Source organism: Photorhabdus sp. S10-54, assembly GCF_963878145.1.
Taxonomy (GTDB): Bacteria; Pseudomonadota; Gammaproteobacteria; order Enterobacterales; family Enterobacteriaceae; genus Photorhabdus; species Photorhabdus kayaii.
Map to the genome: position 1 here is coordinate 1 of NZ_CAWNXG010000069.1, position 12,229 is coordinate 12,229.

At 41.0% G+C, this 12,229-nt stretch carries 11 protein-coding genes and 3 pseudogenes; 12 read left to right on the forward strand and 2 right to left on the reverse strand.

Annotated features, from left to right (window positions below):
• Positions 1 to 572, forward strand: a pseudogene (locus tag AACQ83_RS22195) (IS630 family transposase); the annotation flags it as partial.
• Between the two features lie 58 nt (positions 573 to 630).
• On the opposite strand, the pseudogene AACQ83_RS22200 reads toward AACQ83_RS22195, so the two are convergent.
• Positions 631 to 982 (reverse strand): annotated as a pseudogene (locus AACQ83_RS22200) (hypothetical protein); the annotation flags it as partial.
• Positions 983 to 1,072: 90 nt separating this feature from the next.
• Between AACQ83_RS22200 and AACQ83_RS24800 the strand changes: the two are divergent.
• The 11 genes and pseudogenes from AACQ83_RS24800 to AACQ83_RS22255 form a co-directional block, all read left to right on the forward strand.
• A pseudogene (locus AACQ83_RS24800) lies at positions 1,073 to 1,147 on the forward strand (helix-turn-helix domain-containing protein); the annotation flags it as partial.
• Between the two features lie 175 nt (positions 1,148 to 1,322).
• Positions 1,323 to 3,035 carry a ShlB/FhaC/HecB family hemolysin secretion/activation protein gene (locus AACQ83_RS22210; RefSeq protein ID WP_112879650.1) on the forward strand — a complete coding sequence of 571 codons (1,713 nt, stop codon included), beginning with the start codon at positions 1,323 to 1,325 and terminating at the stop codon, positions 3,033 to 3,035.
• On the forward strand, positions 3,032 to 8,131 hold the full coding sequence (locus AACQ83_RS22215; RefSeq protein WP_112879651.1) for a DUF637 domain-containing protein: 5,100 nt from the start codon (positions 3,032 to 3,034) through the stop codon (positions 8,129 to 8,131). Before AACQ83_RS22210 ends, AACQ83_RS22215 begins: the two co-directional genes overlap by 4 nt.
• A complete protein-coding gene (locus tag AACQ83_RS22220; RefSeq protein WP_088374709.1) occupies positions 8,131 to 8,586 on the forward strand; it encodes a hypothetical protein in 456 nt (151 codons plus the stop codon). Before AACQ83_RS22215 ends, AACQ83_RS22220 begins: the two co-directional genes overlap by 1 nt.
• 168 nt (positions 8,587 to 8,754) lie before the next feature.
• Positions 8,755 to 8,967 (forward strand): hypothetical protein, encoded by a 213-nt coding sequence (locus AACQ83_RS22225; protein ID WP_132346430.1) that lies wholly within the window; start codon positions 8,755 to 8,757, stop codon positions 8,965 to 8,967.
• 5 nt (positions 8,968 to 8,972) lie between these two features.
• The gene (locus AACQ83_RS22230; protein WP_088374710.1) at positions 8,973 to 9,518 is read left to right on the forward strand and encodes an immunity 42 family protein; all 546 of its coding nucleotides are present in this window, start codon (positions 8,973 to 8,975) and stop codon (positions 9,516 to 9,518) included.
• Positions 9,519 to 9,648: 130 nt separating this feature from the next.
• On the forward strand, positions 9,649 to 10,272 hold the full coding sequence (locus AACQ83_RS22235) for a hypothetical protein (protein ID WP_192881069.1): 624 nt from the start codon (positions 9,649 to 9,651) through the stop codon (positions 10,270 to 10,272).
• On the forward strand, positions 10,265 to 10,645 hold the full coding sequence (locus AACQ83_RS22240; protein WP_112879652.1) for a DUF6853 family protein: 381 nt from the start codon (positions 10,265 to 10,267) through the stop codon (positions 10,643 to 10,645). Before AACQ83_RS22235 ends, AACQ83_RS22240 begins: the two co-directional genes overlap by 8 nt.
• Before the next feature lie 267 nt (positions 10,646 to 10,912).
• Positions 10,913 to 11,332, forward strand: a complete 420-nt coding sequence (locus tag AACQ83_RS22245; RefSeq protein ID WP_255566995.1) for a CdiA family toxin C-terminal domain-containing protein — start codon at positions 10,913 to 10,915, stop codon at positions 11,330 to 11,332.
• The gene (cdiI, locus tag AACQ83_RS22250) at positions 11,329 to 11,679 is read left to right on the forward strand and encodes a ribonuclease toxin immunity protein CdiI (protein WP_146747932.1); all 351 of its coding nucleotides are present in this window, start codon (positions 11,329 to 11,331) and stop codon (positions 11,677 to 11,679) included. The genes AACQ83_RS22245 and cdiI overlap by 4 nt, the downstream gene beginning before the upstream one ends.
• Before the next feature lie 22 nt (positions 11,680 to 11,701).
• Positions 11,702 to 11,980, forward strand: a complete 279-nt coding sequence (locus tag AACQ83_RS22255; protein WP_112879654.1) for a hypothetical protein — start codon at positions 11,702 to 11,704, stop codon at positions 11,978 to 11,980.
• Between the two features lie 59 nt (positions 11,981 to 12,039).
• Here AACQ83_RS22255 and AACQ83_RS22260 read toward each other — a convergent pair.
• Positions 12,040 to 12,229: hypothetical protein (locus AACQ83_RS22260; RefSeq protein WP_205068672.1), on the reverse strand; the 190-nt coding region annotated here is incomplete at its 5' end.

Sequence of the window (12,229 nt, forward strand, 5' to 3'; positions counted from 1 at the left end):
ATGAAAATCTTAAAGTTACAGCGAAAGACGACCCCATCCTCTTTCTTGACGCGGTTCACCCGGCTCAAGGTACTAAACTCGGTTATGGCTGGATGCGAAAAGGCGAGAAAAAAACAGTCAAAACAACGGGAAGCCGAACTCGCCTGAATCTATTGGGCGCACTCAACCTGAATGCCGTTGGTCGTACGGTGTTCCAGGAATATCAAACCCTCAATGACTACAACATTTGCTGTTTTTTCAATGAAATAAGAAAGTCTTATCCTGACTATCATCAAAAAATTCATCTTATTGTGGATGGGGCGGGTTACAACAAAGCTCATCTTGTGAAGGAGTGGGCTTATGTTAACAATATTGAGTGACATTACCTTCCTCCATACAGCCCAAATTTAAACCCGATAGAGCGATTATGGAAGGTCATGAATGAACATGTTCGAAATAACCGTTATTTCGCTGATAAACATGAATTTCGAGACAAAGTCTTCAAATTTTTCACCACAACGCTACCTGATATAGCGGACTCGCTGACGTCCAGAATTAACGACCATTTTCAGGTGCTAAAAACTGCATCTTGAAGTTTATTGGGTATAGATAATTAAGTAAAGAGAAAAGCTAATATTGTGGAGCCAAAACTCATTTTTCTTTCCGCCAGAAACGAAAAAGAGATATTTTCCTACACTGTAGCGTGAAGCGACGAACAAGATAGTTTGCTGTCAATTCCAGTGCCAAACACATCACGAAATAAATTAACGCGATAAATAAAAAGACTTCTGTCGGGTAAACCATGCTGTGGTTATTAACCTGAGTCGCCAGAAATGATAGTTCCGCCACTCCAGCGATATAAGCCAGAGAGGTATCTTTTAGCAGCGCAAACTACGGTGGTAATTTCTGGAATTTCCATACCAAGCATCACTGGCAACAGGAAGTAAGTCCAGAAAATCAGCATAATGACTGGAATTACCCGGAAAAAGCCCAATACCGCGGCAGGCTTCCGCTTCTTCACCCTCTTTTCCGATTTCAGCAAAGTTTGATTCACCGCCTCAACCAATCACTTTGGCTATCGGATAATGCCTGCGTAGAGGCTGCACGGTTGCTAGGTTGGGGACGCAATACCATTACACGGAAGTTAAAAGAACTCGAGTTGAAGTAAGGAGATAATATATCCAGTCCTACCGCCACTTTTTGGCATTTAATATATCAGATTCCCCATTAGCAGGATTAAATAACTGATCTTGATCACACTTCATACTATCCATGTAAGACAAGAAAATAATTCCACATTAGAATAGTTTAATAATGTTATTATTTAACTATCAAGATTATTTATGGGAAACCGTTTTCTTTATCACCGAAGCCTGACAGGGTTTATCCTGCTGGCAATTTCCGAACTGGTCCATGCTTCAACACCGGTCAGCCCTGCGGATCAAGAAACGATCACGCAACAACAAAAAGCATTACTGCAACAAGCCCAACAACAACGGGAAACGCTGCGCAACAACATCACCTTACCTCCATCACCCGATGTAACACCGAGTACAGAGGAATCTATCTGCCACACCATTCACCGAATTGAATTTGACGGTGCAAAAAACCTGCCTCGGTCAATCAAAGAGCACTTAACGCGCCCTTATTTATCCCACTGCTTATCTTTGCAGGACATTAATGCATTGGTACGAAAAACCACTAATGCCTATATTGAACGGGGTTATGTCACTTCCCGAGCCAAACTTATAGCACAGGATTTATCCTCCGGTGTTCTCATTATTACAGTCCATGAAGGCAAAGTTGAATCAATCAGTCTGGACGGTGAAACCCCTCTCTCGTTGAAAATGGCTTTTCCGAGAATGGTAGGTAAAACACTTAACCTGCGAGATATTGAACAAGGCATGGAACGTTTAAACCGCCTGCCATCTCAACAAGTGACCATTGATATTCAGCCGGGCAAACAACCGGGTTATTCCACAGTTATCCTAAAACGAACATCGATTCGCTTACCCATTAGTGCCAGTTTGGGTGCGGATAACAGTGGTCAAAAAGGTACCGGCGTCGGGCAAATTAATACCAGCGTAAACCTGGATAATCCATTACACCTTGCTGACCAGTGGGCATTGTCTGCCAGCCGTAACAGTGATTTCCGCAATAGCCATCAAAGCCGTAGCCTTTCCGCCAATGTGACGGTTCCTTATGGTTACTGGTTATTCAGTTATCAATATGCGTGGAATGATTCTTTTCAGAATATCCCGACGGGTTCACAAACCTATCGCTACACAGGCGACAGCCAGACTCACCGGCTGACAGTAAACCGGACGTTATATCGTGATGGTGAACAGAAGCTGGCATTGGATATGGGGCTGACACGCCGCCAGACCACCAATTTACTGGCAGAAGAAACATTATCCATCAGCAGCCCGACACTGAGCACCATCAGTTTTGGCGTTAATTACAATACCGTGTTGGCGGGTAGCTATATCACTTTTAACCCGATGGTGAGCCACGGTTTACAGGTGCTTGGCGCCACCAAAGATGATCCGCGTTTCCCAGATGCGCCACGTAGTCAATTTCGCAAATTCAGTCTGAGTGCCAGCTATTTTATGCCGGTCACAGACTCTGTTTATTACCTGTCATCGATTTACGGCCAGACCACGCCAGACAATCTTTACGCCAGCGAGCGCCTGTCTCTAGGGGGTCAATATTCCGTTCGGGGATTCAAAGAGCAATATCTCACCGGCAACCGCGGCGGATATTGGCGCAACGAGCTGAATTGGCGGGTGTCAGAGCTTCCTATCCTAGGCGAACTCGCTTTAACCGGGGCACTGGATACTGGCTGGTTACGAGGGAAAACGGGACAAATCGAGGGCGGCAATGTCACTGGCGCGGCTCTGGGCTTATCACTGACTCACCCAAGATTCAGCCAGACCATCACCATTGGGAAGCCACTCATTCACCCTGATCACCTAAAACCGGATCACTGGGTCACTTATTGGTCAGTATCACTGACTTTGTCACACTTAAATTCAACAAAAGGGATAGTACGATGAGTAAACGCAACAACTCTGTGGCGAGAGGCACGAGTTATCTTTTAATTTACCTGACGGCAATCCAGCCGCTTCACCCGGCGATTGCCGCGGGGATTACACCGGATAATAACCATACTCAGGTACAAAATCAGGGCAATGTCCCGGTTGTCAATATTGCCACGCCGAACAACGCGGGGATATCCCACAACACCTATAAAGAATTCAATGTCGCCACTCAAGGCGCCGTACTGAATAACGCCACTCAAGCGGCTAAATCACAACTGGCAGGACAATTTAACGCTAACCCTAATCTGCATGGAAAAGCGGCGGAACTGATTATTAATGAAGTGACCGGCAGCGGACGATCTAATCTGCAAGGCCAATTGGAAATTTTCGGCAATAAAGCCAATGTAATGATTGCTAACCCCAACGGCATTACTTGTGATGGCTGTGGTTTTATTAATACCTCGAGCGCAACGCTGACCACGGGTAAACCCCAATTTGATAAACAAGGTGCACTTGAAGCCCTGAAAGTAACAAAAGGCCAAATCATCATTGGCAGCAAAGGGTTAGATGGCAAGGCGACAGATTATGTCGATATTATCAGCCGGGCGACTGAATTGAATGGAAAAATTCAGGCCAATAACCTGTCTCTGACACAAGGCGCTAACCGAATCAGTTTAAAAGACGGCACAGTTAAACCCATCGCTGGCGAAGGTGCTAAACCACAATTAGCCATTGACACCAAAGCGTTAGGCGGCATGTATGCCAATAAAATCCGACTGGTTGCCACTGAAGAGGGCGTTGGCGTGAATTTAAAAGAGTTAACCAGTAACCAGCGTGATATTACTTTAAATGCCAATGGCAAAATTGAATTAGGCAATACTCAGGCTAAAACCGACCTGAATATTGTTGGCAAAGAAACCCATATTGCGCCCAACATTAAAGTGCAAGCGGGACGGGATATTACTCTGGAAAATACCACGCTGGATAATAAAGGCAATATAACCGCAGGTCGCGATATGCGGATATTTGGCGACACGGTGAAAAATACAGGCAACAAAGCCTTGCTACAAGCCAACGATAATATGTGGATACAGAAAGATGCTCAGGGGAATAAAGGTAAGTTAGTTGAGAATAGATCTGCGACAATAAAAACCGTGAAGGGAGATTTGGTTATTAGGACAAAGGAGTTGAATAATGTCCGTAGTATCTATTATTTTGAAAGAAGAGAAACAGCACCAAACCCGACAGATAAAAATTTCAATATCCTCAAAGCACAACATGAGTCTGGATATAATTTAAAAAGTATGCAACCTAGTGCCCTCATGTCTGGAGGAAATATTTATGTTAATAGTGACATATTGTCAAATCAACCATTGAGCAAAATTGAAGCCAGAAAAGATATATTTTTGACGGGAAAAATTTTTTCAAATACAGGTAGAATATCTGAGGACACATCAGGACTTCTTAATCTCTTTGAATATTTCCCTAAGGACACTTATGTATACATAACCGACTCATTTAATATCCCAACGGGTATCTATCAACTTTCTTCTAATGGTATTTTTGGAAACATTGAAACATATCATCAATGGGATGATAAAAATTATCATATCTTACCAAACGGTGAAGTGAAATATGATATTAGAAAAGACAAACTTGTTGCTGAACGAGCAAGTATAATAGCAAAAGGTAATCTTATCGCCGACTTTAGTGACAGTATTAATATTGATACTAACTATCCTTACAGTACCCCCACTAGTTTAAGTTTATTCAATTATCCAGTCGATAGTGAAAAACTACCAGAAATAATGTCAGCTAAAAATATCTTATTACATGCTGGAAAAATAACCCTCAAAGATAAAATCAAAGCGGCTAATGATTTAAATATTGTTTCCGAGAGCGATATCATCCTCAAAAATTCAATACTTTTGTCACAAAATAATTTATCTATGACTGCTGTCAATAATATCAATCTCCAGCGAAGTAATATAAAAGGAAAGGATGTGGCCGCCATCAGTCGTAATGGGGACATTGAATTTCATAATGGTGACCAATTAGGTTATATTTGGGATCAACATAACACGGGTGAACATCCTGCATCTAATCAATTAAGTGCCACAGGTAATTTAACTATCAACTCTGGTAAAAACCTTCTTTTACAAAATGTCTATTTACAGCCAAGTAAGAATATATCTCTAACGGCAAATAATGATATTACAATCGAGAACCATGCAAATACCTATATTTTTGCGAAATCAAAGGTAAGAAATATGCACTTACCTATAGCAGGAATTTTGAATGCCACCGAATCGTTGACGATTAATGCTGGGGGGCATCTTTCTGCCAAAGGCTCTGATATGTTTGCCGGGAAAGATATTTATTTAAGCGCAGCCAAACATATTGATCTAAGTTCCCCTGAACTAGGATATATCGGTTATTTATTTTTACCCAAAGAATCAGCAGAACTCAGCAGCAGAATCACCGCAAAAAATAATATCAGCATAATGAGTGGTGGAGATATTAACGGGAAAGCCGTTCAGATACAGGCAAACGGTAACACATTATTATCCGCAGGAAACAATATCACCTTATCTTCCCTTGCTTATTCTGCAATTAACAAAGCAGATGATAACAACAAAGATGATCGACACATTACGGCTCAAATCCGGGGCGATAAAAAACTGACAATAGCGGCAAATGGCGCTATCACCACAGCGGGTTCTAAATTGACTTCGGGTGGTGATGTCATACTTTCCTCCGGTGGCAATATGCGCTTCGAATCAGTGCAAAATCACACTTATCGGGAAAACGGCAGTGAATCCACCGAATCAGTGACTCAGAATGGCACTGAATTGACCAGCGGCGGCATACTGACGGTTATTTCAAACGGCAGCATTCTATTCCAGGCCACCAAACTAGCGTCCAAAGGGGCAATGGATATCGCGGCGAAAGGCGGTTATCTCTACGCTCAGGCGATGGAAGAATCCAGCCGCTATGAAAAAACAGAAACCAAACGCAGGTGGTACGGTAAAAAGAAAACCACCACACGCACCCGTCATGATGTTACGAACAAAGTCACTGAATTTACCGCTGGCGGTGATATCAATCTGTTAAGCCGGGATGACAGCACCTATGAAGCCAGTAAAATCGCCACCAATAAAAATGCCAAACTGACCAGTACTCACGGTAAAGTCAATTTCAAAGCGGTTAAAAACAGCACCTTTGAACAGACGATTACCCATTCCAAAGGCTTTTATATCAAGCAGACCGATAAAGGTTATACCGAAAACAAATGGGTGCTTCCTGCTATTCATATTGGCGGAAAATTCACCGTAGAGGCGGCCAAAGGAGTTAGCGCGGATATCAAAGCCCAAAATGGTCAAGCGCTACAAAATGTGGTGTCAGTCTTCGGCAATACACCGGAAACCGCCTGGCTGAAAGGACTGAGTGAACGTAAAGACGTTCAATGGAACTTAGTTAAAGACGCTTATGACAGTTGGAATTACAAAAGCCAGCATCTAAATCCGGTGGTCTCTGCGGTCATTGCGATTGCAGTCGCCGCAGCGACAGCGGGAGCCGGATTAACGGTTTCCGTTGCCGGGTCAGCCGCCAGTACCGCGGGTTCAGCCGCAACGGCCGCGGGCGCTACTGCCAGCACTGCCGCCGCCATGAGTTCAGTCGCTTACGGCGCGACAGCTTCCGGCATGGCCGCACTCGCTTCTCAAGCAGCGGTAGCTTTGGTGGATAATCAAGGTGACTTATCCAAAACCTTAAAAGTGATGGGAAGCAGCGATACGGTTAAATCAACCCTCACTTCAATGGCGATGGGTGGCGCACTGGCAGGTTTTGATAACGTCATGGGATGGGATAAAGCCGCCAATGGCACTCAGATTAACCCGGCAAAAGCGACACTACCTAAACTGAGCAATGGTGACTGGAGCAAAGTAGCTCAACGGGTAGCTGGTCAATCCATTATCAGTTCCAGCCTGGGTACAGCCATCAATGGCGGTAGTTTTAAAGACAATTTCACCACCGCGTTACTGGCCAATATTGGCAGCCAGATTAACGCCGAGGGTGCCGGGTTGATTGGCAAGAATGGTCAGGTGTTAAGTTTACCCGGAAAAGCCATCAGCCATGCGGCGGTTTCTGCCCTTGCGGCGGAAATTGGCGGCGGTGATGCCAAAGGGGCGGCTGCCGGGGCATTAGCCGCAGAACTGGCCGCAATAACATTGGATAAAACATTCAATGATCCAATGAAAATTCAGGCGGGCGGCAAAATCATCGGCAGCGTCGCAGGCGCCATTGCGACCAATAGCGCCAAAGGCGCTAACAGTGGGGCCAATGCCGGAGAAATTGTTATTCTCTTTAACCACCTGAACTCCATGAATGCCTACAATCTGGCTAGAGAGCTTCAAGAGGCACATAAGCAAGGAACGCCTACCGAAGCAATCTGGAACAAATACAACAAACTGAGCGCTGCGCAACGGGCAGAAATGTTGTCTGCCTGTGCCGGGAACGGTGGGTTATGCACACTGACCTATCAGGCCGAAATGGAAGGTGGGATAAAAACAGCCGATGCTATTAGTGGCTTAAGATGGATATTTAACTTATCGGCTGAGGATGCCCATCGTATCAGCCAGTTTGTAACGACAGAAAATCAGAACGATTTAGGGCTGTTGTATAACTCACTGCCCGCCTGGGAAAAAGGTGCGCTAATAGCTAAAGAAGCGGTAGAATCTGCCGGTATTGGTGGTGCTATCGGCGGTAAAGCTTCCGTTGCTTCGATTGTTGGGAAGAATAAAGGTCAGCAATCTTCACATGGCTATACACTAAACAAAAATGGTCAAATGATAGGTGCAAATGGAGTTCAAGTGCCGAGTAAAACAATTTGGAAAGGAGTAGGTAAAGAACGTATTGATGTGGAAAATCCAAATCCTGGTCAACGAGCAGGACAATTACACTATCAAGATAATCAAGGAAATAAGTACTATTATGACCCTATTTCAAATACATTTCCTGATGCACCTAAAAAAGTCAATGAGTTATTAAAGAATAGTAATTTTAAGAATGCGATTGATAAGGGTATGAAACAATATTTAGGGGAAAAATAATGCTAAAAGCTAACTTAAGAATGAAACAGAAAATGAATGAGCTAAAAGGAAATCATTTGGTTCTTACAGATGAACTACAATCAATCATTTCCAGCGGATTTATTGAAAAGGAACATTGTTTTTTCTCTAAAAAACTAATGACTTACAGCTCTTCAGCATCCCAAAAACACTTTCAGGATTGTGTTGGATTTGAGTGTTTTGTAAATTCACTTCATATTGATGACTATGTGAATAAAGATTATTTAGAGTATTCAATATTATTCTGTAACTCTTTACTTATTTCATGGAATTCTTTTAATCCCATTAACAAAATTAATGTTATTATTTCATTAGACGAATTTGGGTCTTTAGTTAAATTTCATTTAGATAGGAATGGGGAAATGTGGTTAAATGAAGACTTAGAATCATATGATGAGCCTATTTTAATAACAAGCAGTTTTATTGAATTACAGTAAAAAATACATAATATATTAAGTCCAGTATAACCATATATTTATATATGGTTATACTAGTCAGCTGAGCCAATAGTCGCTTCTAATGGGCTAACTTACAAATCAAACCCTAAACACACTCTTGGTCAGCAAGGTAATCGACCCAATGCAGGAATTGAACCTAAGGACTCGGTGGATTTATTTAGTCACTCTATTTCTTCTACTTCTAAAGAAAAGCAAAGATATTCCGTTGATCCTGAAAAAAATGTTCATCGCTTTTCTTACAGTAATGATGGTACATGGCATTGGTCTGGTAGTACTGGAGATCAAAAAAACCCATTAGACAGACAAGAAATTCCTAATGATGTAAAGAAAAATTTTGGTTTACCTGGTAAATGGAGATAGAAATTATGATTTTTGGTGATCCATATCGTTTTGCGATATTAGTAGAATATATTCCCTATTGGAGTGATAGTTCATTTAAAAATGGGTTATTCCATTTTTATATTAATGGGAAAATGTTCCCTGATGAACTAACTACCGCAACATTAAATGTGGATATTTTTTCTTTAGATGATAAAAATGCATTAGTTTCTTTTCCTGAAAATAAAGAGCTATTTGATAAAGAAATCAAAGAAGCATTTAACACGATGTTAGGTATGATATCTCCTAATCTGGTAGATAGTAACCTAGATGTGCCAGAAGATTTTGAATCGTCATATATTTATAAAGCTTCAACAGAGAATATTGATGATTTTGGTAGTTCTGTATTTGCTGTATCTTACGATGATATTGTTAGAATCATTGGAGCAAAACGACGTATCTTAAGATATGATAATAATGGTTGTGGTTACTGGGAAGATATTCCTAAACCCGATTTTTATGAAACAAAAATTTATAAAGATGAAGTTAAAGAAATAATTGCTAATATAAAAAAATATTATATATCATTATAATATAGTCTCCATATAACCCTAACTACGGTTGGGGTTATTTAGAAAGCTTCAAGAATCCAATAAACAAGGAGTTCCTACCGAAACAATCTGGAACAAATACAACAAACTGAGCGCTGCGCAACGGGCAGAAATGTTGTCTGCCTGTGCCGGGAACGGTGGATTATGCACACTAACCTATCAGGCTGAAATGGAAGGTGGGATAAAAACAGCAGATGCCATTAGTGGCTTAAGATGGATGTTTAACTTATCGGCTGAGGATGCCCATCGTATCAGCCAGTTTGTGACGACAGAAAACCAGAACGATTTAGGTCTGTTATATAACTCACTGCCCGCCTGGAAAAAAGGTGCGCTAATAGCTAAAGAAGCGGTAGAATCTGCCGGTATTGGCGGCGCTATCGGCGGTAAAGCTTCCGTTGCTTCGATTGTTGGGAAGAATAAACAACCTTATCAACCGAATAAAGGTGCTGTTGGTAATATGGGAGAGTTTTTTAAACAGCCAGGATTTGGGGGCCAGATCAAAAACGGCACACTTAAAACCAGTAAGCGATATCAGGGGCAGAGTATTTATCAAGCTCAGGGTAAACTGGGTGATATAATCAAGAAAGGCGATCAAATGTATCTGGACGGTGCGCATAAAAATCATCTTGAGCTTTTTGATAGTAAAAATAATTTTAAAGCAGCCCTTAATTTAGATGGTTCAGTAAATGTGGATAAGACCAAAGCTGGTCAAGGGAGGAAACTTAAAATTGACTGAAATAAACAAGTTAAATGACATCAAAACGATTTTAGTCGAGCTAGCAGTAGCTTGCAATATCTCAAAAAATGAGCTTGATAATGATGGTAGCCTTGATTATTCGTTAAATCTGGATGATGAATTGCAAGATGAGCTCAAAAAATTGATATCCATGTTTGCAGTATCAAAAAAAGCCCTTGACCAAAATGATATGGTTGCAGTTCAGACAGCATTAGTAATGGCTAGGATATATGCAATGAATTTACGCAACTTTTTTGATGGAATCTTTGAAGATATAGAAATGATAGGTTGGACAGATCGATATAATTGGCCGAAAATTCCTGAAAATTATAAGATCCCAGACCACTATAATTACCCTGAAAATAAGAAATAATAACCACCCCAGCTAAAAGGCTGGGGTTCAACTTATTAACAAGGTGCTAATTTTTAGTCGGTATTTTGCTCCAATAACAGTTTGCCCGCATGTTAAAACCATCCAAACTTTTCCTCCAGAAGAGAGCTCTCTTGAGTAACTGATGGTGTTATAGGCAGTAAAGCTTCGGTTGCTTCGATTGTTGGGAAGAATAAACAGCCTTATCAGCCGAATAAGGGTACAGCTGGAAAGGGAACGACCACTTACCCAGAAGGGATTCATTTTAATATTAACCAAAAAAATCACCTAGCCACATTTGATGGAATCTCTAAAAAAGGGATAAGTGGCACACATAACGCTGATGCGTTTAATCAAGCAGTATCTGAAAATGGAATTAAAATTGTTAGCCAAACACCAAGCAATGTTAAAGGCATTACGCGAATTGAGTATCAAATACCAGCAAAAGATAGAGCCGGAAATGTTATTGGCTACAAAAATCAAATATTCAAGAAAACAGTATATGATCCAAACGTTTTTTCTGACCAAAAGATGTTAGACCTTGGACAACAAGCTGTTTCTAATGGTTATAAAAATGCAGTCTCTCAAGGTCTACGAGAATATGAATCAACAGCAGGCGGCGTGAAGTTTCAAGTTTATTTGGATCAAAAAACAGGTACAGTTACTAACTTTTTCCCGGTGACACAATGAATAATAAACGTCTTTTTGAAAAAATAGATTATAGCAGTGATTCGAAGTGGGTTATGAAGGAGTTTTTTAATTCTATATATTCCCAAGGTGAATTTTTATGGGCTTTACCGCTTGTTCTAAAAAAGGACGGATGTGGAGTTAATGAAACCTATTGTACTTTTCCAAACTTAGATGATCCCGATCCTGAATATCATTTTGAAGGAGTAATGTTCGGGGTATGGGAAGGTGAAATCATAGTTCCCGAATCTACTTGCTTTGAGTATATAAAACTAGCCTGTGAGAAATATCTTCAATTACATCCAGAAGATACAGAGCAAGTAAAATCCTTACTTGCTCAACTCCCTTAACCAAGAAAGATCCTAGCATTCAATGCTAGGATCTTTCTTAACATTTGAACAATCATATGACTTGCTGATAGCCAAAGAGGCGGTAGAATCTGCCGGTATTGGTGGTGCTGTCGGCGGTAAAACTTCGGTTGCTTCGATTTTTGAGAAGAATCGTAATGCTGGCAACACAATAGGCTCAAGCAAAACGAAAGAAACTCAGATATGGATAGAAACAAAGAAAAAAGAACCTGTAGAAAATGCTTATGGTCACTGTGATAAACATAAAAGTGAATTCCATGAATATCAGAATTCAAAACAATAGAGTCTGTACATTATTCTATTATTTTAATATCCTTTCCCTATTCCCATAAAGTTACTGATTTAAATTAACATTAACAATCCCCCTATCGTTAAAATAGGGAGATTATGCCTTAGATAATTAAGCAGGGCGCGAGCATACTTTGTTTGATATTCAGCCAAAGAAAACTTTTGCACGGTAATCATCACACCAGCTGGCTTTCTTAAGCTTATTTCTTTGGCTTGGTGCCCCACAATCACATTGTTTGACCAT